This window comes from Paenibacillus sp. NPDC056579, assembly GCF_042793215.1.
Lineage (GTDB): Bacteria > Bacillota > Bacilli > Paenibacillales > NBRC-103111 > Paenibacillus_S.
This window is the reverse complement of the sequence record NZ_JBHTVD010000014.1, coordinates 126681-153217: the sequence shown is the minus strand read 5'-3', so window position 1 is coordinate 153217 and position 26537 is coordinate 126681. Positions and strand designations below refer to the sequence as shown.

Annotated in this window: 23 protein-coding genes, 2 pseudogenes and 1 other annotated feature; of the genes and pseudogenes, 14 read left to right on the top strand and 11 right to left on the bottom strand. The window is 51.3% G+C overall.

Going from position 1 to position 26537, the window contains the following annotated elements:
* Positions 1 to 90 precede the first annotated feature (90 nt).
* Genes ACFQ88_RS34745 through ACFQ88_RS34735 form a run of 3 tightly spaced genes read left to right on the top strand, consistent with a single transcriptional unit; the run spans position 91 to position 5404 of the window.
* A complete protein-coding gene (locus ACFQ88_RS34745) occupies positions 91 to 4830 on the top strand; it encodes a cation-translocating P-type ATPase (RefSeq protein ID WP_379461896.1) in 4740 nt (1579 codons plus the stop codon).
* 57 nt (positions 4831 to 4887) lie between these two features.
* Positions 4888 to 5151, top strand: coding sequence for a DUF5132 domain-containing protein (locus ACFQ88_RS34740; protein WP_379461894.1), 264 nt, complete (start codon positions 4888 to 4890; stop codon positions 5149 to 5151).
* Positions 5152 to 5179: 28 nt separating this feature from the next.
* Positions 5180 to 5404 (top strand): hypothetical protein, encoded by a 225-nt coding sequence (locus tag ACFQ88_RS34735; protein WP_239629991.1) that lies wholly within the window; start codon positions 5180 to 5182, stop codon positions 5402 to 5404.
* Between the two features lie 123 nt (positions 5405 to 5527).
* On the opposite strand, the gene ACFQ88_RS34730 is transcribed toward ACFQ88_RS34735, so the two are convergent.
* On the bottom strand, positions 5528 to 6037 hold the full coding sequence (locus ACFQ88_RS34730) for a dihydrofolate reductase family protein (RefSeq protein WP_379461891.1): 510 nt from the start codon (positions 6035 to 6037) through the stop codon (positions 5528 to 5530).
* 146 nt (positions 6038 to 6183) lie between these two features.
* Here ACFQ88_RS34730 and ACFQ88_RS34725 point away from each other — a divergent pair.
* Positions 6184 to 6480 (top strand): annotated as a pseudogene (locus ACFQ88_RS34725) (winged helix-turn-helix transcriptional regulator); the annotation flags it as partial.
* Positions 6481 to 6894: 414 nt separating this feature from the next.
* On the opposite strand, the gene ACFQ88_RS34720 reads toward ACFQ88_RS34725, so the two are convergent.
* From ACFQ88_RS34720 to rlmD, 4 genes and pseudogenes are all read right to left on the bottom strand, one after another.
* Positions 6895 to 7356 carry a hypothetical protein gene (locus ACFQ88_RS34720; RefSeq protein ID WP_379461889.1) on the bottom strand — a complete coding sequence of 154 codons (462 nt, stop codon included), beginning with the start codon at positions 7354 to 7356 and terminating at the stop codon, positions 6895 to 6897.
* 173 nt (positions 7357 to 7529) lie between these two features.
* A complete protein-coding gene (locus ACFQ88_RS34715) occupies positions 7530 to 8711 on the bottom strand; it encodes a glycosyltransferase WbsX family protein (RefSeq protein ID WP_379461887.1) in 1182 nt (393 codons plus the stop codon).
* Between the two features lie 496 nt (positions 8712 to 9207).
* A pseudogene (locus ACFQ88_RS34710) lies at positions 9208 to 10115 on the bottom strand (SDR family oxidoreductase).
* Between the two features lie 236 nt (positions 10116 to 10351).
* Positions 10352 to 11794 carry a 23S rRNA (uracil(1939)-C(5))-methyltransferase RlmD gene (rlmD, locus tag ACFQ88_RS34705; RefSeq protein ID WP_379461885.1) on the bottom strand — a complete coding sequence of 481 codons (1443 nt, stop codon included), beginning with the start codon at positions 11792 to 11794 and terminating at the stop codon, positions 10352 to 10354.
* Between the two features lie 302 nt (positions 11795 to 12096).
* Here rlmD and ACFQ88_RS34700 point away from each other — a divergent pair, with 302 nt between their 5' ends.
* The 4 genes from ACFQ88_RS34700 to ACFQ88_RS34685 all read left to right on the top strand — a co-directional run bounded on the left by ACFQ88_RS34700 (position 12097) and on the right by ACFQ88_RS34685 (position 15039).
* Complete coding sequence (locus tag ACFQ88_RS34700) at positions 12097 to 12327, top strand: hypothetical protein (protein WP_379461883.1); 231 nt, start codon at positions 12097 to 12099, stop codon at positions 12325 to 12327.
* 107 nt (positions 12328 to 12434) lie between these two features.
* Positions 12435 to 14204 (top strand): B12-binding domain-containing radical SAM protein, encoded by a 1770-nt coding sequence (locus tag ACFQ88_RS34695; RefSeq protein ID WP_379461881.1) that lies wholly within the window; start codon positions 12435 to 12437, stop codon positions 14202 to 14204.
* 446 nt (positions 14205 to 14650) lie between these two features.
* Positions 14651 to 14821 carry a hypothetical protein gene (locus tag ACFQ88_RS34690; RefSeq protein ID WP_379461879.1) on the top strand — a complete coding sequence of 57 codons (171 nt, stop codon included), beginning with the start codon at positions 14651 to 14653 and terminating at the stop codon, positions 14819 to 14821.
* Between the two features lie 20 nt (positions 14822 to 14841).
* Positions 14842 to 15039: a hypothetical protein gene (locus tag ACFQ88_RS34685; RefSeq protein WP_379461877.1), complete on the top strand. Its 198-nt coding sequence runs from the start codon at positions 14842 to 14844 to the stop codon at positions 15037 to 15039.
* 660 nt (positions 15040 to 15699) lie between these two features.
* Here ACFQ88_RS34685 and ACFQ88_RS34680 read toward each other — a convergent pair.
* The 4 genes from ACFQ88_RS34680 to mnmL all read right to left on the bottom strand — a co-directional run bounded on the left by ACFQ88_RS34680 (position 15700) and on the right by mnmL (position 18911).
* Complete coding sequence (locus tag ACFQ88_RS34680) at positions 15700 to 16665, bottom strand: type I phosphomannose isomerase catalytic subunit (RefSeq protein WP_379461875.1); 966 nt, start codon at positions 16663 to 16665, stop codon at positions 15700 to 15702.
* Positions 16666 to 16757: 92 nt separating this feature from the next.
* On the bottom strand, positions 16758 to 17333 hold the full coding sequence (gene mnmM, locus ACFQ88_RS34675) for a tRNA 5-(aminomethyl)-2-thiouridylate-methyltransferase MnmM (protein WP_379461873.1): 576 nt from the start codon (positions 17331 to 17333) through the stop codon (positions 16758 to 16760).
* Positions 17334 to 17431: 98 nt separating this feature from the next.
* Positions 17432 to 17647: a hypothetical protein gene (locus ACFQ88_RS34670; RefSeq protein WP_379461871.1), complete on the bottom strand. Its 216-nt coding sequence runs from the start codon at positions 17645 to 17647 to the stop codon at positions 17432 to 17434.
* Positions 17648 to 17954: 307 nt separating this feature from the next.
* The gene (mnmL, locus tag ACFQ88_RS34665) at positions 17955 to 18911 is read right to left on the bottom strand and encodes a tRNA modification radical SAM protein MnmL/YtqA (RefSeq protein ID WP_239629979.1); all 957 of its coding nucleotides are present in this window, start codon (positions 18909 to 18911) and stop codon (positions 17955 to 17957) included.
* A gap of 287 nt (positions 18912 to 19198) precedes the next feature.
* Between mnmL and ACFQ88_RS34660 the strand changes: the two genes are divergently transcribed.
* The 3 genes from ACFQ88_RS34660 (at position 19199) to trmB (ending at position 20900) form a co-directional block, all read left to right on the top strand.
* Positions 19199 to 19810: a WGxxGxxG-CTERM domain-containing protein gene (locus tag ACFQ88_RS34660; protein ID WP_239629978.1), complete on the top strand. Its 612-nt coding sequence runs from the start codon at positions 19199 to 19201 to the stop codon at positions 19808 to 19810.
* A 12-nt stretch (positions 19811 to 19822) separates the two neighbouring features.
* A complete protein-coding gene (locus ACFQ88_RS34655; protein WP_239629977.1) occupies positions 19823 to 20026 on the top strand; it encodes a hypothetical protein in 204 nt (67 codons plus the stop codon).
* A gap of 127 nt (positions 20027 to 20153) precedes the next feature.
* Positions 20154 to 20900, top strand: a complete 747-nt coding sequence (gene trmB, locus ACFQ88_RS34650; RefSeq protein ID WP_239629976.1) for a tRNA (guanosine(46)-N7)-methyltransferase TrmB — start codon at positions 20154 to 20156, stop codon at positions 20898 to 20900.
* Between the two features lie 94 nt (positions 20901 to 20994).
* Here trmB and ACFQ88_RS34645 read toward each other — a convergent pair whose 3' ends face one another.
* Together ACFQ88_RS34645 and ACFQ88_RS34640 are read right to left on the bottom strand one after the other, a co-directional pair.
* Positions 20995 to 22113, bottom strand: a complete 1119-nt coding sequence (locus tag ACFQ88_RS34645) for an MGDG synthase family glycosyltransferase (protein ID WP_379461867.1) — start codon at positions 22111 to 22113, stop codon at positions 20995 to 20997.
* A 73-nt stretch (positions 22114 to 22186) separates the two neighbouring features.
* Positions 22187 to 22714, bottom strand: coding sequence for a phosphatase PAP2 family protein (locus ACFQ88_RS34640; protein WP_379461865.1), 528 nt, complete (start codon positions 22712 to 22714; stop codon positions 22187 to 22189).
* A 348-nt stretch (positions 22715 to 23062) separates the two neighbouring features.
* On the opposite strand from ACFQ88_RS34640, the gene ACFQ88_RS34635 reads away from it, so the two are divergent.
* The 3 genes from ACFQ88_RS34635 to infC all read left to right on the top strand — a co-directional run bounded on the left by ACFQ88_RS34635 (position 23063) and on the right by infC (position 26520).
* Positions 23063 to 24247, top strand: a complete 1185-nt coding sequence (locus ACFQ88_RS34635) for a glycosyltransferase family 4 protein (protein WP_379461863.1) — start codon at positions 23063 to 23065, stop codon at positions 24245 to 24247.
* A 239-nt stretch (positions 24248 to 24486) separates the two neighbouring features.
* On the top strand, positions 24487 to 25722 hold the full coding sequence (locus ACFQ88_RS34630) for a glycosyltransferase family 2 protein (protein ID WP_239635579.1): 1236 nt from the start codon (positions 24487 to 24489) through the stop codon (positions 25720 to 25722).
* A gap of 55 nt (positions 25723 to 25777) precedes the next feature.
* Positions 25778 to 25916 (top strand) — a sequence feature (ribosomal protein L20 leader region).
* An 88-nt stretch (positions 25917 to 26004) separates the two neighbouring features.
* Positions 26005 to 26520 carry a translation initiation factor IF-3 gene (gene infC, locus ACFQ88_RS34625; RefSeq protein ID WP_239635578.1) on the top strand — a complete coding sequence of 172 codons (516 nt, stop codon included), beginning with the start codon at positions 26005 to 26007 and terminating at the stop codon, positions 26518 to 26520.
* Positions 26521 to 26537: the final 17 nt, after the last annotated feature.

Below are 26537 nucleotides of genomic sequence, written 5' to 3'. Positions count from 1 at the left end.
TACCAACGATGCATAATTCGGTCTGGAGCGAAAAATACTAGTCCAATCACTAAATTTTGCTTGACGTTTTTTGGATAAGGAGAGTAAAGGATGTCTTCTAATAGTAAAGACAGATTTCTGAGAATATTGCCCGGCAGAATTCGAATAGAAATCTGCGGCTTAAAGGGGAATCGGGCGGTTGCAGAAAGGATCGGTACCGCGTTTCATTGGTGCAAGGGGATTTTGAAAGCCGAGCCCTGCATCATTTCCGGCAGATTGCTTGTTGTATATGATGAAAAGCAAATCGCGGTCCAGCATATATTTCAGCTGATTCGTGAACTGGAAAGCGGGCAGCCGGTGCAGGAGGCTTCGGCTTCAATGGTTAAACTGTGCGGGTCTGAGCGGGAGCTTTCCGGTTCGGAGCGGGAACAAGCGGTTCTGGAAATGGAGCAACCTGCAGAGCGGGAACAGGCGGTCCTGGAAATGGAGCAGCCTGCAGAGCAGGAAGCAGCCGCTGCCGTGGAGCACGAGCTTCCGGAAGATTTAAGAACACTCCCTCAGCCGCCGGACTCTACGGCTCAATCTCCTCAAGCGAAGCTTCCTCTTCCATTGGCTTTATCCATGGGCGGTTTGGCGGCTCTGGGAGTCAAGCAGCTTATTACGGGACGATCCGCATTGGCCCGAAGCCCGGCTCCCTTTTATATGTCGGCTCTAGTATCTGTCGTCACGGGCTATCCCTTCCTTAAGAGGGGAGTACAGGCTTTGGCGGACAAGAAACAAATCAATTCGGATCTCGTCTTGGGAACAAGCGCTCTCGCCTTGGCGCTTGTGCGTGAAAATCTGGTGGTGCTGGCCGGGCTGAGCATCCTGCAGTATGTAAACTGGAGGCGGAGCCAATCGCTGCTCCAGGGCAAAGAGATTGCGTTGTCGCCCGACATTCAACGATACAGCGAAAAAGCGGGCAAATGGGGGATGATCGCTGCAGGAATTACTTGGGCCGTCACCCGCAATCCGCTGCGGGCTATCGCCGTGCTGCTGGCAGCAAATCCGCGGCCGATGACGATTCCCGCCCAATGCGCCTGGAAGCAAGCGGAGCAGGTTTCGAACGAGCGAAATTATGTCATTCCGGCCAAAGGCTCATTGGCTCAGCTTGCAAGAACGCGAACATTACTAATAGAAGACGCTTCTCTCCTATTACATAGACCGCAGGTGGAAGAGATCGAATGCCTGACTGCGGAGGAGGAAGACTCGGACAAAATTATTTGCTATGCAGCTTCGTTGATGGAGAAAATGAACCATCCGTGGAGAGAAGAGATATGGAATAAAGCAAAGCAAACCTGCCGGACGATCCGAACCGCTTTTCATGTGACGGAGGACGAGCAGGGGATTCAAGGTAAAATTAACGACAGCCGAGTTCTGCTCGGCAGCTACAAATATTTGCAGGAGAACGGCATCGACTGCACTCCGTTTGAGTTGAAGGCACGAAGGCTGCTGCGCAAAGGCTGCGGCGTTCTTTTTGTCGGCAAGCATGATCAGAAGCAAGGACAATGTCTCGGACTGATCGTCCGGCATCAGGAAGCAGACCCGAATGAATACGGCCTTGCCGCCGCTTCGTTAAGCGGAAACGGCTGGCGTATCGGTCTTCTGCGCAACAGCTCAGGCTTAAGTGACGCGGTCCTGTCCGAGTATCATTGGGATACTGGCTGGAGCAAGCTGGAGCCCGGGGAATGGATTGAAAGAATCGCCGTCATGCAGCAGCAGGGCGACGAGGTGCTGTTGGTTACCGGATCGGAGCCGGAGAACCGCTCTGTTTTGAAGGAAGCGGGAATTCCGTCCATTGCCGTCCACGAGCTGAAGGGGCTGGAGGAAAGCGCCCGGTTCGCTGAGCGAATCGACCGTACGGTCCATCAGCATGTGCAGCTAACCAAGAAGTGGAATTGGGTGGGAGGCGCACTGGCTACCTTCGGCGTGTTAAGCGCCCCCATTGTAAATTTGACGGCCGATGCGCTGTCGCTGGTATTTATGTCTAGAACGAAAAAAGTAAGCGAATCGCAGCCTTTGCTGCCACGATCCTCGGTATTCGCAGAAATTGCCGCGACGGCGGAAGCTGCAGCATGGCATGCATTACCGGCCGACACAATCACAGGAGAGCTTCGTGTTAACCCGCTGCAAGGGTTGAGTCAGGAGCAAATTGCCGCACAGAGAAGCCTCTACGGCTGGAACCGCTTAGACGGCAGGAAGCCGACTCCGTGGCTCCTGTCTTACTTAGGCCAATTCAAGGAATTTACCACGTTAATATTGCTCGGCACCTCTGTTCTTGCTTTATTTACCGGAGGCTTGTTCGACGGTTTGGCCATGGGGGCCATTTTGCTTGCTAACGCGGCTGTAGGAACGATACAGGAACGCAAAGCGGAGAAGGTCGTAGAAGGGCTGAACCAGTTCCAGTCTCCGGCATGCAAAACGATCCGTGACGGCCAGCAAGTCGAAATGTCCGCCGCCGAGCTGGTGCCGGGAGATATCGTATGCCTGGAAGCTGGGGACCGCGTTCCTGCGGATATCCGCCTGCTCCGTTCCTGGAGCTTAAGAGTCAACGAAGCTGCGCTGACCGGAGAATCGCTTCCCGCAGAAAAGCAGGAAGCTCCGCTGCAGGAGGACTGCCCTCTGGCCGAGAGAAGCAATATGCTCTTTATGGGCAGCGACGTGTGCGGAGGCAAAGGAACCGGCATCGTGGTCAACACCGGGATGAATACGGAAATGGGCCATTTGATGTCCTTATTGAAGACCCAAGAAAAAGAAGTCACGCCTTTACAGGAAAAAGTAACGTCTATCAGCAAAAAGTTTATGAAAGGGGCTCTAGTAGCAGGAGGCCTTGTCTTTGTCACAGGGCTTTTGCGCGGCATCCCGGTTACCCAAATGGTATCGACCTCCATCGCATTGGCTGCTTCAGCCATTCCCGAAGGGCTTCCGGTTACGATCACCATCGCTTTGAGCGCAGGCATTTATCGTATGGCCAAGAAAAAAGCCCTGATTCGCAAGCTGTCTTCCTTGGAAACATTGGGCAGAACCACCGTCATCTGTACGGACAAAACCGGTACGTTAACAAAAAATGAAATGACCGTGAAGGTGCTGTCCACGGTCAATCGCAGCTGGGCGATAACCGGAGACGGGTACGATCCGACCGGAACGCTGGAGGAGCGCATCCCGGAAACGGCCGCAGCCTTGGCTGCCGTAAGCGATGATGCCGGCAGCCGCAATAACCCTGATTTGCGGCGGCTGCTGGAAATTTGCGTTCTGTGCAACAACAGCCGGCTGGAGCAGGAGGATGGCCGATGGACGGCCAAGGGCGACCCTACGGAAGGGGCGCTGCTGACGCTGGCTGCGAAGAGCGGCTTATGGGAGAAGGACTTGTCCCACTGGCATCGCGGGCTTGAAATTCCGTTCGACTCGGGGACGGCAAAAATGAGCGTCGTCTGCAAAGATACTCGAACGGAGAAGGAATGCTATGTATTCTCCAAAGGCGCGGTGGAGACGATTGTCCGTCACTGCAGCAGATATCAAAAGGACGGAAACGTCTACCCTCTGACGGATGAACAGAAGCAGCATATTTTGAAGCAAAACGAGCAGCTATCGGCCGACGCGCTTCGCGTGCTTGCCTTTGCCTACCGTGAGGTCGACGAGGACGCCGGTGAGCAAGGAATAGATGAGAACGACTTGATCTATATCGGTATGGCGGGGATGATGGATCCTCCCAAGGCGGATGTGCAGAACAGCATCCGTGAAGCGCTGGCATTGGGGGTCAAGCCGGTGATGATTACCGGCGACCATCCGATTACGGCGATAGCTATCGCGAAGCAGCTGGGGATCGCCACTGGAGCCGGCAGCGTCTTGTCCGGTCACGAGCTGGACCGGATGCAGGACGAGGAGCTGACCCGGACGGTGGAGCAGATCTCCATCTTTGCGCGGGTTACACCGGAGCATAAGCTGCGCATTGTGAAAGCTTTGCAGCAGCGCGGTCACATCGTTGCTATGACCGGGGACGGAATCAACGATACTCCGGCCATCAAGCAGGCCAACGTCGGGATTGCGATGGGCAGAACCGGGACGGAAGTGACCAAGGAAACGGCGGATATGGTTCTGACCGAGGACCATTTCGGGACGATTGTGGATGGCGTCAAAGAAGGCCGGACCATTATCAGCAACATCCGCAAAGCGCTGGGCTGCTTGCTAACCGGCAATTTGGCCGAGATTATCGTCACCAGCGCCGCAGTTATGGCAGGACTTCCTATCCCTCTGGTGCCAATTCAGATTTTGCTGATGAATTTGATCACGGATGCTTTGCCTGCGATGATTTTGGCGGTCAATCCCGGTAACAAAACCAAGCAGACGAAACGCCAGGATATCGTCGATAAAGAGCTGTACAAGAAAGTAGTGACCCGAGGAGTGCTCCTCGGCGTAGGGGGCGTCGGCTTGTTTGCCGTGAGCCTTGCTTCAGGTGTGCCTTTGCCTGTTGCTCAAAGTATCGCTTTCGCCACCTTGGTCGCCGGACAATTGTTCCAAACCTTTTCGTGGCGCCAGGAGGGCTCGCAAGAAACGGTTCGCGATTGGACCAAAGACCGGTTTTTGCTGGGCGCGCTGGGAGTCTCCTGGATCGCACTCCTTGGAGCCTTGTATATCCCGTCTTTGGCAGGGTTTTTCCATACGGCGCCGCTTGCATTGAGGCATTGGATCCCTGTGTTGGGGGTAGCGGGCTCCGTATCGCTGCTATCGAAGCCGGTGCTGGCTCTTCTGCGAAGCAAGCAAGGAGACGATAAGATCCGCACCGCGCCGGGCTTTGCTCATGCAGCCGCTTAATATAGGCAGCACATGTATGCTGGTCTGTACATAGCGCTATTACCGGAGGGATGACTAATGCTGGAAAGAAATCTCGAGAAAATCATTATCGGCGCTTCGCTTGCGTTCGCCGCTTCCGCCCTGCTGCCGATCGCCAAGTCGGCCTTGCGGCCGCTCGTTCCCGGAGGTAATCCGGGCGAAGCGGGATTACTGGATCGCGCCAAATCGATGCTTCAGATGGCAAGAGAAGAGGTCGAAGATATATTCGCGGAAGCGCAGTTCGAAAGAATGAAGCGGCAGCTGGATAAGGAAATTGCGCAGCTGGATTCCGACGAGCAATGAACACATGATAGGTGAGGAGTATTTTGTCATGACGGAGCAAAATATCGATTTCCATTTGCGCGAAGCTCTGGCGCATCTGGAAACGGCATTAAATCTGAGCGTGAGAACCGTTCTGGAAAACGACAGCGCCAAAAAAGAAATCGGCTTGAAATGGGAAAGCTTTCTCGGCGAATTTATAAGCCAAGTCCGGGAAAAAGGAAAGAAGTCGAGAATCAACCTGCTCGGTTGGATTACGTTCCCGCGTATCCGATAAGCAGCCGAGGGGCCTGTCGGATGGAACACTTGTTTCATCATGCACCGGAATAAGGAACTGCTTGCTGTCTGCAGCTTTACTGCTGGGACGGACAAGAGTTCCTTGTTTGCGTTGGTTCGCCCATTACTTGCCTACTGCGTAGCGCAGCTGGATCACGCCGCCTCCAAGGGATTTGGAATCCAGCAGCTCAACCTGTTTGTATTGATAGCGATCTGTGTCAATCAGCAGTTGAAGTCCTTTTCCTTCCAGAACGGGTGCGACATTAAACAAGATTTCATCCACAAGCCTCTCCTTCAAAAAAGCATTGTGCAGATCTGCGCCGCCCGCAAGCAGAGCGGTATGATGGCCTTTATTTTGCAAGCAGCGAAGCGCTTCCTGCGGAGACCCCGCGAACGTTACGCCTGAAATATCGTGAGTCTTCCGGGATAAGACCACGATGTCTATCCCTTCGAAGCCGGAGCCTCCGCCGCTTGCCAGCATGCTCTCGAATGTCCGGCGGCCGACGATGAAATTACCGGCGGCTTTGGCCTGGATTGCGAAATCGCCCAGAGCTTCTTTTTTTGGCGGGTTGTCAGGACTAGACTGCGCATAGTTACCGTTAGCGGTTAATGTTGCCCATAGAATCGTTTTCATTGTATATTCCTCCATTTTACTATTGATTTGCAAGCTGCTTATTTTCTTGTAGCTCCTTCCACAAGAATAATCCCCCATGGTATATTTGAAAAGTAGTTACATTAAAGTGCAATAGTTTCAAAAAATGAACTAAGGGGGATAAACGGATGATTAACGAGGAATGCTCAGACTCTATTGAGCCGGTGCTGGAAATGCTGGAGGGGAAATGGACGCTGCTTCTCCTTCGCGAATTATTCAATGGGGTAAAACGATTCGGGGAGCTGCGCCGCGCCTTGGATCCGATTAGCCCGAAAACACTTACCGATCGTTTGCGAATGCTGGAAGAGCAGGGCATTTTGACGCGGACTCTCTTCACGGAGGTGCCTCTGCACGTCGAGTACGATCTAACCGAGCGAGGGCAGCGTCTGCAGCCGATATTTGCTGCAATGAAGGCTTGGCTGGAGCCTGGTAACGATATTGTTGAAGCTCCCATCGAGCTGGGCCATGGAAGCGAAGGGGAGGAGCCGGTGCATGTCGTCGGAGGCGAGCCGGTCCGCCACGGCTGTTACATGGAAGTGAAATTCGGGCACACGTGGATCGGGGGGATATACGAATGGAGTCCCGGGCCTCATTGTTCAATACAACTTCATTCCGAGCAGGACGACGTAATTTCTATTCGTGAAGGCCATATGGTGAGGATACAGAGAAGCACCTCTGCATAAGAGAAGGTTCACTCCTTAAAAAGGCGCCATTGGAAAGGAAAAAAAGCCTAAATACATGGAGGGAACTGACCTAAATAAAATAAGTCAACCGTAAGGCTACGGTTGACCTAAAAAAATGCCTAGTATTGGCGTTTGAGAAATGACCATTAGCTTGCTTTAATGTTTCCACACATCAACATGCCAAGTTGTAGTAGGAACTGCTAAATTTATATTTGAAATATTTGCAACCCGGATAGCAACAAAGTTGGGAGCTGCTACAAAGGCAACCCATACGAACTGAGGGAATAATCCTCCATCTGCAGAAGCATATACATTATCACCAAAATTTACACCACTAATAAAAATAGTTACAGTACTTGTGGTAAGAGCATTAACCGTTCCAAAATTGACACCAGGTATTACTTGAGTAGAACTTAAATGACCAACAATTGGTGTACTTCCGGCGCCTAATATAGTGGTACCGTCTACTGCTAAGCTTCCTCCTACACCTAAGTGTTGCTGTGTCGTTTGACTCCCATTAACTTGAAAGTCGCCTTGAACTGTCTGGTTACCGTCAACTTGAAAATCACCCTGAACTTCTGCATTTCCGGTTACGTTGATACTATCAAAAGTCGGCATATCTATCCATCCTTTCTTTGCTAGATTGACTTCCAATAATAGAATATGCGAACCCATTTGATAGTTCTTAGGTATATAAGTGGTTTTTGAAAAAATGGCAATAAAAAAAGACCCCAATTTTTATTCAGGTTGTAAACAGCAATAGAGAATAGGTTATCTTGCGATGCTGGTCTTTATTTATGTTTGTTACTTAGCGGTGTTTTCCTTGTCCGCATCTTGGGTCTGCGTTTCTGAGGTTGAGAAGAACGTTTCAAGGGCCATACCGACTCACTCTCCAATGCATGCTTTACCGCCTCCAAATATTGGAGTCCGAATATTTTATCCGGCTCCAGGTAGGTTCCTTCCGCCCATTCGTTCCATGCGTTGATAAACACAAATTCAGTTCCTGATCGCTTAGCCCTTCCGAGCTGCTGCTGTAGATAGGCTCCGAATTTTGCAGGCGTGGCTCCATTGTAAATAAAGGAGGCATTTTCCCCTTTTCTCGGGGAATTATCCCAGTCTATAAAAGCCCCCAAGTATGACGGCTTGCCGGAAGAGGGGATTTCGCGGGCTATTATCCGGTTCCATATGTTGTCATAGCTGTACAACCTCAGCTTTTTCTCGTCAGTTTCCATCGAGTTCTCTCTAATAACGATCTCTGAGAAGGCGTTCTCCGGAAGATCGTGGGTTGTGGTATATAACGGCTCAAACTGCAAGCTTGCTTGAAAACCGTCCATAGGCTTGCGGGGGAATCCGCTCAGCGTCTCGACAAAATGAATGCCTTTTAGGCCGTGCTGTCTGGCCAACTGCTGCCAATAGTTCATCATAGCCGTGCAATGTTCAATAGTAGCCGGACGATAAATGGCGAATAGCGGTTTATTGTTCACTCGAATGTAGCGCGGATCCTTAAAAGCCCTCAATAAGTATTCGAAGTGCCGCTTCCAATCGTCTTTGTTACCGTACTGCTGAGGCATTAGGACTTCGTGGTCCGCGCCGTCCCATCCCCTGGTCCATGACTCGTTCGCCCAAGATAAACAAAACGGGAAGTCCGGCTTGCCCGATTCAAGCATCTGCTGCAGCGGAGTCTCCAGTAACAGCTTCCCTTTAAACCAGTAGTGATAATAGCAGAAGCCGTAAATGCCGAAGTGCCGGGCTAATTCGGCTTGCCAGCTTTTTGTTTTAGGATTGATCAGATCATAATAGTGGTCGCCTTGAGGCTCCCTTGGCTGATAATGTCCTGGGAAGAGCGGCTTCGCTTTGCGCGTATTCGTCCATTCCGAAAAGCCTTCACCCCACCAAAGGTCGTTCTCGGGAATCCGATGAAATTGCGGGAGATAAAATGCAATAATTTTCGGCTTTATTTGCGTCGACTTCATCGGTGTTTTGGGTTGCTTGACTACAGATTTTATTTGTTTACGCTTCTGGTTTGAGCGTGATTGAGCATAGGTTCGAGGCTTCGTTGAATGCCGGCTGCTGTTTGTTTTAGGTCGGACAGGAGATTTTCGCTTCGGTGAGGTTTTTACCATGCCTTCCACTCCTCGATTCTTTAATGTTTCAGTTCATTTCACAAAAGCATACTCTTCTACTATATGTCCACCTTTCTTGCTTTGTTTGGTTAGCTGTCACCGCAGCGATTGATTTTATGGCAAAAAAAATCGCCATCCTGACGATGGCGCCAGAATGACGTCCGCTGAGCGGTTCCAATAATTAGAGCAGCGTTCCTTGCCGGCGAAGAAGCCGCCGCGTTATGGTTCCCTTGCTTGCTAGCAGGAGACAAAGCCGTGTCTCCTTTTAACGTTGTGGTATGGACCAACGGCTCCATGTTCGCTCAATAAGCGAAGCTGCAAGCTCAAAATCCAGCAGGAAGGAGGTCTATGTATAACGGATTTCGCCTCCGTTAACATGAAGGATTTGACCTGTAACAAAGGCGGAGTCATTGGAGGCTAGATAAACATAGGCGGGGGCCAGTTCGAAGGGTTGAACTGCTCGCCCATCGGATTGTCAGTCCCGAAGGTCAATTGATGCTCGGCAGGGTATGTGCTTACTGTGAGTGGAGTCCAGGCAGGTCCGGGAGCCACCCCATTTACCCGGATCCACTGATCGGCGAGCGATAGCGACATGCTTCGGGTAAAGGAGACGATAGCTCCCTTGGTTGCAGAGTAGTCAATCACATCTTTATCTCCTTCATAAGCTACCCTGGATGCGGTGCTGATGATTGAACTCCCCGGTAATAAATAAGGCAATGCCGCTTTGGTTATGTAAAACAAGGGGAAGATATTGGTGCGGAACGTGTTCTCCAATTGTTCGTCCGAAACGTCGAGGATGCTTCTTGTGTAGGGCTGTACGGCAGCATTGTTCACTACAATATCCAAACGCCCATACGTGCTGATGGTAAGCTTCACTGCCTGAATAGAGACATCAGGAATCCGTAGGTCTCCGGACAGGAGTAAGCAGTGTGCTCCCAGTGCCTCCACGTATTGTTTAGTCTCTTGTGCATCATGATGCTCATCAAAGTAGACAATGGTTAAGTCGGCGCCTTCTTTGGCAAATGCAACGGCTACCGCCCGGCCGATGCCACTGTCTCCACCCGTTATAATTGCAGCTTTCCCCTTAAGTTTACCGCTCCCTACATAGCCTGCATAATCGAAAATAGGCCGTGGATGCATCATCCATTCCAAGCCAGGCACTCGATTCTGATGCTGCGGCGGGAATGTTATCGGGGTCGTTACTGTCCGTTGCACCATGCCGATGTAAGGATAAACAGGATAAGATGGGTTCATGATTCTCCTCCCAGAAAAGCTAAATAGTCCTATTTTGCGTAGGGTACTTCTTGTGCAGGTGATTAGTATCCAGATCTAACTTTAAAATATGACTAGAATCATGTTATAGAAGGCCATCGCGTAAAATATTCCTTTTAAGGACAGTGAGGCGACCAATTCCTTAACCCTTCTGGTATGTCATGCTTTAAAAAGAAATACAGCACCCAAGCCGACTAAGCTGGGTGCTGTATGTAGTATTATTTTTTTATCAGCAACGCACAGCATTCCACATGTGCCGTCTGTGGAAACATGTCCACCGGCTGAAGCCACTCCAGCCGGTAACCGCTCTGGAGCAGCACCTGGCAATCCTTAGCCAGGGTGGACGGATTGCACGACACGTAGACGAGTCGTGCCGGCTTCGCGGCTGCGATGGCGCTAAGCAGCGCGCGATCGCAGCCGGTGCGCGGCGGATCCACGACGACGACGTCGGGGCGGATGCCGCGCTTCACCCATTCGGGCAGCAGCGTCTCTGCGCGCCCGACGAAAAAGGACGCGTTCGCGGCTCCGCTCAACTGCGCATTGCGGCGGGCATCCTCGACCGCCTCGGGGATGATCTCGATGCCGCGCACTTCCTTCGCCAGCGGCGCGAGCCACAGCCCGATTGTACCCGTACCGCAGTACGCGTCGACGACAAGCTCCCGGCCGCTCAGACAGGCGGCTTCCTTCGCAGCATTGTACAGCTTCACAGTCTGCTCCGGGTTCAGCTGGAAGAACGCGCGCGGCGATAACGAGAAGCGAAGCTCGCCCAGCTGCTCGTCCAGTCTTTCGCCGCCCCAGAGCACGATCGTCTCATCGCCGAAAACAAGCGGTGTATCCGCATGGTTGATATTTTGGGCGATGGTGGTGACAATCGGCAGCTCCCGGCGAATCGCCTGAATCAGCCGCTCCTTCTCCGGAAGGGAGCGGGTGGCCGTAATTAGGGTCAGCTGCACACTGCCGGTTTGCTTGCTGACCCGCGTAACTACCGTGCGCACCGTGCCTTTGCGGGTACGCTCCTGATACGGCTTGATATGCAGCCGCGTCAAAATATCTTTCACTTGGGCAGTAACTTCATTAATGACCGGATGCTGAATCGGACAGCCGGAAATATCGATCAGCCGATGCGATCCGGCGGAATACAGACCCGTTATCATTTGATCGTTGTGCAAGCCTGCTTGCAGCTGGGCTTTATTGCGGTAGCCCCAAGGATCGTCCATGCCCAGAATAGGACGCAGCGGTACATCCTCCAGCTTGGCATACCGGCGAAACGCTTCGCGAACAAGCTCCTCCTTGGCACGCAGTTGGGCAGGGTAGGTCATATGCTGCAGCTGGCAGCCCCCGCACTCGTCGTAGACAGGACAGGGGGGCTTTTGCCGGTCAGGGGATTTTTTCTCGATTTCCGTCAGCTTGGCGTTAATATAATTGGCCTCAACTTTGGTCACTTGGGCTTTGATGACTTCATCCGGCAGCGCGCCGTCAACGAACACGGCCTTTCGTTTGTAGTAGCCTACGCCTTCCCCGTTGATCCCGATTCGTTTGATCGTGACGATAATGCGGTCGCCCGGCTTCACATCCTCGCCATTGCCTTGAACAGGGCGGCGGTTGGCCCCAGGCTTTCCTTGGGGTGCGGGTTTTGATGATTTGAATGCACGTTCAGTCATATATAAAATCGCTCCGTTATTTTCAATGTAAAGTGTTGCGGTTGAATGATACTACTATACCACGTTCGCCTGGCAGGAGAAAACGAGGCCTTTACTTATGTAAAATCGCTTATCGTCCGTGCCGGCCGCAAATGCTGCCGCTTTTTTTACCTGGGACTTACATAATGGACGACATTCCGGGATACAATACGTTTAAACAGAACCCATTTTTTAACGATCCGTTTATGTTCCGCTAATCTTGTCTTAATCTTCGTACCGTATTCTAATTGTAATGAATGATAAGAAGAAGGGGAGTTTACAGCATGATTTTATATCAAATGGCCAAACGGATGGAGCAGCGTCAGCATCTGCATAGAACGATTAAACAGTCGGAAGGAAACACGGAGCAGCTTATCGTGCAAAAGGAGCAGGTGGAAGAGCAGCTTATGTCCCAAGCTCATCTGTGGAAAGAATCCGGCAACGACGAGTTTCAGCTGAATGCATGGATTCCGGAAGCATTGTGGACCGAATCGAATCAACCAAGCTTGCTTTAACGAGAAAATGGAAGAAGCCGTTCCATTTTCTTTTTTTTGTGTTCATTCTCGATTCCGTGTAAAATAAAAGATACTATAGATTTCGCGAAAAAAATGAGGGTAAACAAATGAAGGTAGTCTTGTCCACGCTCAATGCGAAGTATATTCATACATCGCTGGCGTTACGATATTTGAAGGCGTTTAGTCAAAACGATTTTGACATCGACATTGTGGAATATACGATAAAAGATCCGGCCATGAATATCGTGTCCGACTTGTATCAAAAGCAGCCCGATCTGATCGGTTTTTCCTGTTACATTTGGAACATTGAAGAGACGATAACGGTCATCAGCATGCTGAAAAAGATCAATCCTGAGCTCATCATCGTGCTGGGAGGTCCAGAGGTTTCCTATGACACGGAATATTGGATGAACCGGCTGCAAGATGTCGATTACATCGTCATGGGAGAAGGGGAGGAGACCTTCCATCATCTGCTGCAGGAGCTGCATGGGGATCGCAAAATGTACAGCGTATTTGGAGCGGCTTACCGGAAAGAGGGCAGAGTTATCATCAATCCTCCGCGGCCGAAGCTGCAGCTCGACGATATCCCGTCGCCGCATCATTTTCCCGAAGACGTTCCAAGCCTCGCCAATCGCGTCGTCTATTTCGAGACGAGCCGCGGCTGCCCGTTCAGCTGCCAGTTTTGCTTATCGTCCATTGAGGTAGGCGTACGTTATTTCGATATGGAGCGGACGAAGCAGGATCTGCTGTATTTGATCGAATCCGGAGCGAAGTTAATCAAATTCGTTGACCGGACCTTTAACATCAAGCGGGATTATGCGATGGAAATTTTCGAATTTCTTATCCAAAATCACCGCGGCACCGTGTTTCAATTTGAGATTACCGCAGACATTATGCGTCCCGAAGTGCTGGACTATTTGGCCGAGAATGCCCCGCCGGGGGTATTCCGTTTTGAAATCGGGGTTCAGTCTACGAACGATCTAACCAATAGTCTGGTAAAACGCCGGCAAAACTTCGCCAAGTTGACCCGTACGGTGACCAAGGTGAAAGAAAGCGGTAAAATCGATCAGCATCTTGATCTGATAGCCGGCCTGCCGGAGGAGGATTACCAATCGTTCCGCAAAACGTTCAATGACGTTTTCGAACTGGGCCCGGAGGAACTGCAGCTCGGCTTTTTGAAAATGCTTCGCGGAACCGGCATGAGAGCCGATGCCGAGAAGTACGGCTATCGTTTCATGGATCATTCGCCATACGAGATTTTGGGCAACGATATTTTGCCCTTTTCCGACCTTGTTAGAATTAAGCGGGTAGAGGACGTGCTGGAAAAATACTGGAACGCCCATCGGATGGATCATACCGTGAAATATTTGATCCGTGAAGAGTTTTCTTCGGCTTTCGACTTCTTCCAACAATTCGGCGATTACTGGGAGAGCCGCGGCTGGCAAAAAATCGGCCATCAGCTCGAGGATCTGTTCACCCGCCTGCATGCGTTCCTTGTGGATAGAGGAACCGGCCGCCTGAATTGGATCGAGGGCTTGATGAAGCTCGATTACTTCCTTAATCATAAGTACAAGCCGCGGAAAATTTGGTGGGACTTCAAGCTTGATAAATCAGCTCAATCCCATTATTTTCGTCTATTGGCCGACCGTCCGGAATCGGTCTCTGAAGCTTTCGCATCGCTAGGCATCCAAGAGAAGGATTTGCACAAGCATGTGATGCTGGAGGTGCTTCCTTTCCACTTGGAGCATTATTTGGCTGCAGGGGAGATGAAGACGGAGGAGGAGCATCTGCTAATTATGTACTTCCCGCCTGACGCTTCGGCACGACCGCAATATTTTACCATGTCAATGAAGTCAATGCCTTTGACCACTTCATGACGCATGATGGAAAGCCCCGAATCCTTGCTTGCTATGCAGGGATTCCGGGGCTTTTTTGGCATGGCGGGTCGTAGTTTAGGTTGATGTACGGCATAGGGCAGGATAGAGGGTGCGAATACAGGAGAGGAAGCGGAGTAAGAGCAGCAGCGGATACTGACCAGAGGCGGAGCAAGAGCAGGAGCAAGAGCAGAGGAGCAAGAGCAGAGGAGCAAGAGCAGAGGAGCAAGAGCAGAGGAGCAAGAGCAGAGGAGCAAGAGTAGGAGGAAGAGTAGGAGCAAGAGCAGAGGAGCACGAGCAGAGGAGCAAGAGCACGAGCAGAGGAGCAAGAGCAGGAGCAAGAGCAGAGGAGCAAGAGCAGGAGCAAGAGCAGAGGAGCAAGAGCAGAGGAGCAAGAGCAGAGGAGCAAGAGCAGAGGAGCGAGAGCAGAGGAGTAAGAGCAGCAGCGGATGCTGACCAGAGGCGGAGCAGGAGCAGAAGCGTCAGGAGCAAGAGCAGGAGCAAGAGCAGGAGCAAGAGCAAGAGCAGGAGCAAGAGCAGGAGCAAAAGCAAGAGCGGAAACGGGAGTAGGAGCAGGAATAGGAACAGGAGCAGGAGCAGGAGCAGGGGCAGAGGAGTAAGAGCAGGAGCAGAGGAGCAAGTGCAGGAGCAAGAGCAGAGGAGCAAGAGCAGGAGCGGGAGCAGAGGAGCAAGAGCAGGAGCAGAAGCGGCAAGAGCAGAGGAGCAAGAGCAGGGGAGCAAGAGCAGGAGCAAGAGCAGGAGCAAGAGCAGAGGAGCAAGAGCAGGAGCAAGAGCAGAGGAGCAAGAGCAGGAGCAGAAGCGGCAGGAGCAAGAGTAGGAGCAGAAGCGGCAGGAGCAAGAGTAGGAGCAGGAGCAAGAGCAGAGGAGCAAGAGCAGGAGCAGAGGGGCAGGAGCAAGAGCAGAAGCAGAGGGGCAGGAGCAAGAGCAGAAGCAGAGGGGCAGGAATAGGAACAGGAGCGGGATAAGTGTAGGGACTACTCACCGTAAGTCTCATTCCGGAGCTTCAGTACCCAGTAGGGTTTGCATACACCCAGCAAAGATGATTCTTGGACCAAGCGAAGCATAATCGATACCATCTGACTGTTGCCATGGGTACTATTCATGAAACGCTTATGCCTTAAGAGGTACACTAAAAAAATGGGCATCGTATTTGGTAGGAGGGAGTTTCGGACAGCAGATCCGTTATTGTCCCCCAAATTGCCGGTTTTGGAGGGTGATCGGACAGAGGATCCGTTATTCGCTGATTTTTCCAATGAAACCGGTCCATTTTGGCCAAATAAAGGATCTGTTGTCCGATCGCACCGCAAATGGAGCCAATTTTGCTCAAATAAAGGATCTGTTGTCCGCGTCAACTGGAGATGGTATGCCCATCAGGGGAAATTAACAATTTCGTTTTGCACATCTTGCTCAACAAGCAAACAACCACCCCGAAAATGAAAAAGGGTGGTTGTTTTTTTGTTTTTTTGCAAGAGCATAATTAAGGCAGGTAGCTGCGAAGCACGGTCATAGAGCCCGTCAATGTGTAGGAGCCCAGGTTCGCGGGGATCAAATAGCATTCCCCAGTCTTGACGGGCTGCTCTCCATCGGCCCATTGAATCGTCCCTGTACCATCGCAAATGATGTGAATGACGAAGCTTTCGCCGGTCGTTTGCAGCTTCCATTCCTGCTCGACCTTGCCTTTTTCGGTAATAAAGAAAGGAGAATTGGCGAGCGTCAGCCACTCATTGGAAGAAGCCAGATCGGTCTTCATAAACGTGGAGCCGGAGCCCTCATAGGCGATAACATTCAACGAATCCTCGATGTGCAGCTCGCGCGGCTTGCCGTCGAGTCCCTTCCGGTTATAGTCGTAGAGACGATAGGTACTGTCGGAGTTTTGCTGAATTTCGGCAACGATAATGCCAGCGCCTAATGCATGAACCGTTCCGGCCGGAATGTAGAAGGAATCCCCCGCCGTTACGGAAACTTCGCGCAGACAGTCCATAATGCGATCTTCCTCAATGGCTTGGGCGAGCTGCTCGCGGGTAACCCCATCGTTCAATCCGTAAATGATTTTGGCCCCCGGCTTGGCATCGAGCACATACCACATCTCGGTCTTGCCCAGCTCACCTTCCGGAAGACGGTCATAATGATCATTTGGATGCACCTGCACGGACAGGTCGTCCTGGCAGTCCAGCAGCTTGATCAATAAAGGAAAACGGCCGTTTTTCTCCGAAAAGCCTTTGCTTCCAAAAAATGCTTTGCCGTACTGTTCGCGGATTTCGTTCAGGCCAAGACCGGCAAGCTCTCCGTTAACGACCTTGGTAGTTCCATTCGGATGGTCTCCGATCATCCAGCCTTCGCCGATAGGGCCTTCCGGCAGTTTTAAACCGAATTGCTCCAATGCGCGGCCTCCCCATACGCGTTCTTTCATTTCAGGCTGAAATAATAGAGGATAAGGTTTCAAAACAATCCCTGCTTTCTCATCAGAATTAGAAAATACGCCTGCAACCGGCATGCTTCGCTAATGCAAAATCACTGTTGCGGCATGGTTTGGTATCATTGCTTTTCTATCGCAATCAAATAGGGAGGATGATTGTGCCGGTTGATGAAACGGTATTCCATCACCTGGAACTGCCGCTGCGGCAGCTGCTCTGCCCAATCCCGCACTATAGCGGCTTCCTGCTCGCCGCCCTCATGGCCGGTGTAAAGCGCAATCGTCAGCACGCCGCCTCTGCGCAGCAGCTCCGATGCGCCCTGCAGGGCCGGTAAGGTCGAAGACGGCACCGTTATGGTTGCCGGATCCGCGCCGGGCAAATAGCCCAAATTGAACATGACGGCAGCTACTTGGCCCTGTGCTTCAGCCGGCAGCGTTTCCTTGATTTCGGCATGGCTGCGCAAATGAAGGAACACTTTGTCGTGCTCCGGAAGTTCTTTAGCCATCCGCTTGTGCGTCTGGAGGAGGGCCTCCTCCTGAATGTCGAAGGCGTGAACGGTACCTTGCATGCCGACACATTTACTCAAAAAAACCGTGTCGACCCCATTGCCGGCAGTGGCGTCCACTACCGTATCCCCCGGGGCGACACGTTCTTCAATTAGCTTATGAGCATAGCTTAAAATCGATAAAAACCCCATTGGAGCCTCCGGATTTCAATGAATGTATAATTGCAGATGCGGCATGGCTCATCAGCCGAGATTCCTAAGCGCCGCGGGCGTCCCCGCCCGGCGCTGCTCTATTTCCCGCCGCCCGCCATAGGCGGCGTCAGCAGATCCTGCTCCGCCGGCTTGGGCGTCGGCGACGGCGTTGCCGACGATGCAGGAGCCTTCGGCGGATCCTGCATCGTCGGGGTCGGCACCACGGGTGCCGACGGTTCCGGAGCCTGCATCGGCGGCTCCGTCGGCTTCGCAGCCGGCGGCGGTGTAGCCGCCGTAGCGGGCTCCTTCGGCACGCTGGCCGGCGTGCCGGTTACGGGCGCCGGGTCGGAGAGCTTCGCTTTCTCCTCCGGCACAGCCGCCTTTTCCTCCGCCGCGGGAGTGTCCGCGGCGGCAGCGGTCTCACCGCCAGGGACGAAGTCGAACCGCTTCGCGTCCGATCCTTCTTTGGACGGTGGGAGCAGGACGCTGCCCGCATCCGGCTTCGCGGGCGCAGGTTCGGGCTGCTCCGTCATTTTCGTGCCGCAGCCCGCCAGCAGCACGATGGCGAGCACGGACGCCATCCAGTATCGATTCATGAAGGCTTACACTCCTTCCATGTCGTTATCTTTGGTTGCGGTATTTTCCTTGCCATGTATTTCGGTTGACCAGTTCTTGGTCGATAGCGTTCAGCACTTCCCATTTCTTCAGGCTCCACATCGGCCCGATCAGCAAGTCTCTCGGCGCGTCTCCGGTCAGGCGATGTACGATCATCTCCGGCGGCAGCAGCTCCAGCGTATCTACCACCAGCTTGATGTATTCATCCTTCTCCAGAAATTTCAGCAGACCGGCTTCATACTGCTTAACCATGGGCGTTTTGCGCATCAAATGCAGCAGATGAATTTTGATCCCCTGTACGTCCATGTCCGCAACGGCGCGTCCGGTATCCAGCATCATCTCGTGCGTTTCGCCCGGCAGGCCGTAAATAATGTGGGCGCAGGTCCGGATGTTATGCTTGCGAAGCTTGGCTACGGCATCCAAATAGCATTGGGTGTCATGAGCGCGGTTGATGAGCGTGGATGTAGATTCATGGATCGTTTGCAGACCCATCTCCACCCATAAATACGTTCTTTTATTCAAATCGGCCAAATATTCGACAACGTCGTCCGGCAGACAATCCGGTCTGGTGGCGATCGACAAGCCCACTACGCCGGGCTGCTCGAGAATAACCTCGAAATATTCACGAAGCTCCTCAACCGGGGCGTAGGTGTTAGTATAAGCCTGGAAATAGCCGATATACTGGGCTTCAGGCCATTTTTTATGCTGCAGATCGCGAATTTTGTTAAATTGTGTCACCAGATCGTCGCGGCGGCTTCCGGCGAAATCGCCCGATCCGCGGGCGCTGCAGAAGGTGCAGCCTCCGGTAGCTATAGCTCCGTCGCGGTTAGGGCAAGTGAATCCTGCGTCCAGCATGACTTTGAACACTTTCGTGCCGAACTGCCGGCGCATTTCCACATTCCAAGTATGGAAACGTTTGTCCCCCCATGTCGCGGGAACAGGTGCATGCTCGAGTTGCTTCATCTATATAGAACTCCTTTTTGATTGCTCAGTATATCCATCCATATGTGTATAGTAACTTGCTCAGCTTCCATTCCTTACCCTTTGAGCCAGCGAACCGAATCGGAAGGGTTGGATGAGTTAAGGAAATTCGTCGGCTGCCGATCTCTCTATTTTACCGTAAAACCCGGTGTTTTGCGAATTTTTCCTTGACAAAAGCTCCTACGAAGCGAAGAGGATATTTGCTTCTCCATGCGACCATGCTATAAGTGCACCAACAATTCAAAGCGACGAAGGGAGACTACATCTACATGAACAAGCTTGGTAAAACCGTTGTTGCTCTGGCTTTGACTGCTTCGTTGGGACTTGGCGCGCAGGGGGCTTTCGCCGAATCAGGTACTTCCGGCACCGCTGGAGCTACCGGTACGACGACAGGGACTTACGGCACTTATAATGTAGATACTACCAACACCACCGGATATTCCACTACCGGTACACCAGGTGCCGCAACGACTGGAACAACCGGCACAACGACAACCGGCACGACGACCGGAACAACAACCGGAACAACAACGCCAGGCACAACGATGGATACGACCGGAACGGCTGGAACCACCGGTACGTATGGCTCTACGGGAGTTACCGATAGAACGACCGACACAACGACTCGTAACTATGGTAACAACCTGTTGAACCGTATGAACACGTACGGTACTGACGGACACAAATACAGAACGTATGGTACCGACGGGCACAAATATAGACCGTACGGATACGGCGGCAATTACGATACGTACAGCTACCGTGCCAATGCCGATACGACAACTAGAAACGGTTCCGGTTGGGGATGGCTGGGTCTGCTTGGTTTGTTAGGCTTGGCGGGACTTCGCAATCGTAACGAACGTCACGTTGACAACCGCTAAGGCTGCGTCATTATGAGCTATCTGTATATTCCTAAAGGAAATCAGAAGCTGACCGTAGAGCTGACGGTGAAGGAAGCTATGGCGATCAGCAGCGGGGTCCATTTTAGAGAAAATCCGAGGCTTGCTGCCGAGGCTCGCAAAAAAGTAAGAGAACAAATGGACAGCCTATTGATGCCGCAGAGCATCCAGCTTCAATACCATCTGCTCGAAGTATAGCTGTTCTCCTCTTTATAATTCGGCTTTAGCCTTCTCTCCGGGCTAAAGCCGACCTTTTCTTTATTTGCGATTCGGAGTATAATCGTCACTGAACTATAACGATATGCAGTTGTTTTGGAGGATGACTATGCGATTACGCGGCAGGAAGGGTATCAGGGAAGCATTAGAGGCGCAACCGGATCTTATTATACTAAATCCGGCGGATTATAAAGGCAATTGGAAGGAAGTATTTGGCAACGACAAGCCCATTCATGTCGAGCTGGGAATGGGAAAGGGCCGTTTTATCAGCCAGTTAAGCTCGCTGAATCCCGATACGAATTACATAGGCGTCGATATGTACGACGAGCTGCTGCGCAGAGCTGCAGAGAAAGCACAGCTGTCCCGGGAAGAAAACGGAGGGACGCTGGCCAACTTGAAGCTGGCGCTGTTCAATATTGAGAAAATCGAAAATATTTTCGATACAAACGAGCTGGAACGCGTTTATTTGAATTTTAGCGATCCGTGGCCGAAAAAGCGCCACGCCCGCCGCCGGCTGACCCATTCGGGCTTTGTCCGCAAATATATCGATGTGCTCAATGAGCGCGGAGAGATTCATTTTAAAACCGATTCCCGTTCCCTATTCGAGTTTTCTTTAAATTCATTCGCCGATATGGGCCTGCGTATGCGCAATATTTCTCTCGATCTTCATGCGGAGGAAGTCCGGACCGATCTTGTGATGACTGAATATGAGATGAAGTTTCACGAGAAGGGTGTCAATATTCACCGGGTCGAGGTAGTTATCGGACAGCAGGCGCTGGACCAACATCTGACTCAGCTGCAGCTTAAGGAAAAGAAAGAAGCTGAACAAGCCCAATCCGAAACGGAAAATGATTAACTTACTTATATATAGTAGAAACACGAAAAAAGCATGCTGCCCGAATTCGACTCGGACAGACATGCTTTCTATTTTTTATAGGGGATAGCCGCTTTTATTGCAACAGCATCTCCATAATGGCGTTCGTGCAGTCGGCGGGCTTATAGCTGTTCGCTTGCTTATGCAGATAGGCGCGGCGCTCTTGCACTTCCGGATACTGGTCGACCAGCAGCTGGAACCAATGATCGATCGTTTCCGCCGATTTGATCTGCTCCCCGAACCCGTGCTGAGTGAAATACTGCACATTCTCCTCCTCCTGGCCCGGAATCGGCTTGTAGAACAGCATCGGAATGCCTTTGGCCAATCCTTCGGTGCAGGTCATACCGCCTGGCTTAGTAATCAGCAGGTCGGCTATGTCCATCCATTTGTCGACTTCCCTCGTAAAGCCGAGAAGCCGGATATTTTCATGATGGAAGCGTTTGTCTGCCGACAGCAGCTGGAGCGCTTTTTCGTTGTTGCCCATGCAGAGGATCAGCTGGATTTGCTCGCGCCAGTCCATCATATACTGAAGAAATTCCTCGTTGTTAATGAGTCCCCAGCCGCCTCCCATCACCAGAACGGTGGGCATCGCTTTCAATTGAAAGCGGGTTCGCAGCTCGTCGCGGTTGTTCTGCTCCCAGAAGTTGGGGTGGACGGGGATGCCGGTCACCTCGATAGCGTCCGACGAAATGCCGCGATTCAACAGCTTTTCCCGTACATCGGAGGTGGATACCAAATATTTGTTCACTTCCCGGCTTACCCACGTTCCATGCGCGTCGTAATCGGTAATGACCGTACATAAGGGAACATTCAGGCCGGAACGTTTGAGGCGGGAGATGACAGCATTCGGGAAAGGGTGGGTGCAGACGATCGTATCGGGTCGAAGCTGCTGGATCACTTCTGCGGCATGGGCGTAAAAAATCCGGTGTAAAGCCAATTGGGTGAAACGGTTTAACGATCGCTTATATTGATACCGGTACATAAGGCCATAAAGCTTTGGTTGCGTGGTTACCGTCTTGCGGTACGCCGTCAAAATCCAGGATGCCAGTGTCGGATGCAGGAACGTTCCCAGCTCCAGAACACGTGTCTGAATGTCAGGCGAGAGCATACGCAGACCAACGGCAAGAGCGTGAGCGGCCTGGGTATGTCCGGCACCGAAGCCTTCGGATAATAACAAGACCCTTTTTTTTCGCATATGCGTTTCACCATACCTTGTACCAATGGATTTACAATAAATTAACATTATTCATAGTATACCCAAAAAATAACTATCCGAATAACGGAGCGGTTGCGAAAACGGCGGTAGTTGCGATCAGCGATCCAACCAGACAGTCGGAAGGATAATGGAGTCCTAAATATATACGCGAAATGGCTACAAAGAATGCAAGCGGAAGCAAAATAGGACTTAGCCACGGCTGCGAATAAACCAGCGGGAGCGCGATGGAAAAGAAAGCCGTCGTATGTCCCGATGGGAATGAATGGTCTGTCAACGGCTTTTTGCATGTATTGGTGTCAGGGAGAACAAGATAAGGACGAAGGCGCGGATAAACGCGCTTCATAATAGCGACCGGTATATGGCTCAAAGCCAGTGCGACGCAGCAGTGCAGGCCGGCCAGCTTCCAGCTGCCTTGGCCAAAGAAATACAGACAAAGCGCGATGAGGATCGTCATCGTTGCCCCGCCTAGGTGGGTTATCAAATTAAAAAGATGATCGAGGATGCTGTGCTGAAGACGTTGGTTTACCCAACAAAACATGCGGTTCTCGTGATGCTGAAGCCATGAAACGACTCGGCTCACCGACCTCGCCTCCTTAAAAAAGTGGGATAAGCTGTATGAGTGTTACATATACATATTGTAATTCCCTTTTGTTAATGGAGTATCAAATGAATAATAAATTACAAATTAGACAGAATTAATGTTCCTTTGATGCTCCGATAACACTCCCCGATTACAATGGATCCAAAAGTCATTTACGCAGACGGTTCCAAAATGGATTCATACTCGGGAAGCACGAAAAAAGTTTTTGCTGCGCAAAAACTTCAGAGCCTACGCTTACGGAGTAAGTTTTTGCTGCGCAAAAACTTCAACGCCTATGCTTACGGAGCAAGTTTTTGCTATCGCAAAAGCTCTTAGGAGGGGAAGCAAATGAAGGTAGCTTTATTTACTGACACCTTTTTGCCGGACGTGAATGGAGTAGCGAAAACATTAGGGCGATGGATCCACTTTTTGGAATCTAAAGGGGCGGAGTGCAAAGTATTTGCTCCTGACGGGGATTCGGGTGACGCTTCGAGCTTGAAAAGAGTGGAAAGATTTTACAGTATACCCTTTTTATTATATCCTGAATGCCGTATGGCTATCCCTAATCCCATCCAGCTGAAAAAGAAGCTGGCCGCCTTTTCGCCGGATCTTATCCACGTTGCCACTCCGTTTAATCTCGGACTCGTTGGACTCCATTACGCCAAAAAAAACCGGGTTCCGCTGGTTGCCTCTTACCACACTCATTTCGATCAATACTTATCTTATTACAAGCTGCAGTGGATGGAGCCGATGCTTTGGAAGTACATGCTCTGGTTCCATCAGGAGTGTCAAAAGATCTACGTGCCGTCCCGGTCGACGATGAACCATTTGCAGGAGAAAGGTCTCAAAAATTTGGAAATTTGGTCGCGGGGCGTGGAGGCAAAGCAGTTTCAGCCGGTTGTCGACCGGACTCGAATATGGCAGCAATATGACATTTCACCTGGGAAATTTGTCATTCTTTTTGTCGGAAGGCTCGCTCCCGAAAAAAGCGTCGATATGCTTATGGACACGTTCGCCGCATTATCGGAAGATGTTAGAGCGAGCTCCCATTTGGTAATTACAGGGGATGGCCCTTTATACAAGCCGCTGCTGGAGCAGTGCGGCGCAATGCCGGATGTGACCTTCACAGGGTTCAAGCAGGGCAAGGATTTGGCCGATTTGTATGCGGCTGCAGACGTGTTTTTATTCCCTTCGTCAACGGAAACCTTCGGCAATGTCGTACTGGAGGCCATGGCTTCCGGAACGGCGGTGATTGGATCGGCCGCAGGCGGGGTAAAGGATAATATAGTCCATTGCGAGACGGGAATGCTCTGCAAACCGGGAGATATTTCCGAATTTGTACATGCAGTGGAATTGTTGTATCATAATGAGGAATACCGTTCCAATATTTCGATGGCAGGCCGCCAGTATAGTCTGCAGCAATCATGGGAGCACATTTTTAACGGCTTGTACGAAAGCTATCTGGCCGTTCTTCACGAATCCGGTCCGATGGTTCGGAGTTGTCCGGCTGCGGCTGATGTAAAAATGCTGTAAATCGATGAAAACAGGGTGAAAATGACTGGATGGCGGCGAGCTTTGCAGGTATTTACCGGAATTTCACGTCATATTTGCGGGATCTGACTTATTGGGGCTCATAGGAGCTTTTGACAAAACGGGTTAAAGAGAGGAAAATCATATTCGGCTACCCACACAAATCCAAAAGAGACCATCGAAGTTCATAACTATAGAGTAGAGAGAGAGACTTTGGGGTACATAAAAAAGGGGGATTTATGATGCTGGACAATGTATTGCTAGGTATTCAAATTGTCTTGGCTGTAGTCGGGGGATATCAGCTGTTCCTTACCTTATTCGGCTGGTACCGACGTAAACCGAAAGCGCAGCATGAGCCGCAAAAGTCCTTTGCCATACTGGTTGCGGCCCATAACGAAGAGCAAGTGGTCGGAGCGCTGATCGACAACTTGAAAAACTTGGATTATCCGAAAGAAATGTACGATATTTTCGTTATTTGCGATAACTGTACGGACAAAACCGCACATATTGCGCGGAGCATGGGAGTGTACGCCTGCGAGCGGAACAATCCGAAGCTTCGGGGTAAAGGCTATGCGATCGAATGGATGCTGAAGGAGCTTTGGAAAATGCCTCGCAGCTACGACGCGGTCGTGATGTTCGACGCCGACAACCTGGTGAATCCGGACTATTTGAAGCATATGAACAACGACTTGTGCAATGGTTCCAGAGTGATTCAGGCTTATCTGGACACGAAAAATCCGAACGACTCCTGGATTACGGCGGCTTATGCCGTAACGTACTGGTATTGCAACCGTCTGTGGCAGCTGCCGCGCGAAAACCTAGGGCTGGCCAACTTCTTGGGCGGTACAGGTATGTGCTTTGAAACGGCATTGCTGAAAGAAATCGGCTGGGGCGCAACCAGTCTGGTTGAGGACTTGGAGTTCACGATGCGCTGCGTACAGCGCGGCATTAACCCGACCTTCAACTACGATGCAAGAGTGTATGACGAGAAGCCTTTGACGTTCAAAGCATCCGCAAGACAGCGTCTGAGATGGATGCAAGGTCATTTTGACGTAGCCCGCCGCTATTTCTTCCCGCTGTTCTGGAAAGGACTGAAGGAAGGAAGCTGGGCGAAGATCGATACCGCCGTTTACGCTTTGAACGTGTACGTCGTATTGATCGGGTCCGTAGTAACGCTAGCTTTGTGGATCGACATGATGATCCCTGGAGGAGCCTCGCTGCGGTCGTTGTTTGATTATTCGCCGACCTTCTTCTTGATCGTAGGGATCTTCAGCTACATTCAGTTCCCGCTGGCGCTGATTATCGAGAAAGCTTCCTGGAAAACTTGGCTGTACCTGATTACGTTCCCGGTATTTATGCTTTCCTGGTGGCCGATTACAGTGTATGCGTTCTTCACGCAAAACAACAAGCAGTGGAGCCATACGGAGCATACGCGTGTCATTCGTTTGGAAGAAGTGCAGAGCAAACAAGTCAGCTAAGCTCGTTACAAGCCGATGCTTGACTTTAATATACTAATTGTGATATGATCCTTTAGTGCAAAAGAAGAAGCGCCCGCTTCTCACCTGTCCGACAACGGTTGGCTGGTTATGAACTAGAGTGAATGTGAATCGGAATGGATCACTTGAACTTTCATGGACGTGGGCGTATTGTGCCCGCGTCCTTTCTTCATTGTCGCATGGAAATGCGAATAAACCAACGCTAACGTGGTCGCAAGATCTCGATAGAAGCAACAAACACAATCCATTTGGAGGTGGCAGGTTATTAGTACAGAGCATTTAATTAACGATGAGATCCGGGCGAAGGAAGTTCGTCTGATCGGTGCAGATGGAGAGCAGCTCGGGATCAAGCCGATTCGCGAAGCGCTTCAGATTGCTGGAGATGCCAACTTGGACTTGGTTAACGTTGCCCCGACGGCAAAGCCACCGGTGTGCCGGATTATGGATTACGGGAAATACCGCTACGAAATGCAAAAGAAAGAAAAGGAAGCCCGTAAGAACCAGAAAGTCATCGAACTTAAAGAAGTTCGCCTCAGCGCCACGATTGATGAGCATGACTTCCAAACGAAGCAGCGCAACGTCGTGAAGTTTTTGAATGACGGCGACAAGGTTAAGCTGAGCGTGCGTTTCCGCGGTCGTGAGATCGCTCATGCGAGCATCGGTCAAAAGGTGCTTGAGCGTATGGCTGCCGAAGTGGAGGAGCTGTGCATCGTAGAGCGCAGACCGAAGCTGGAAGGCCGCAGCATGATCATGATTTTATCGCCGAAACAGCAAGCATAATTATTAAGGAGGACTAC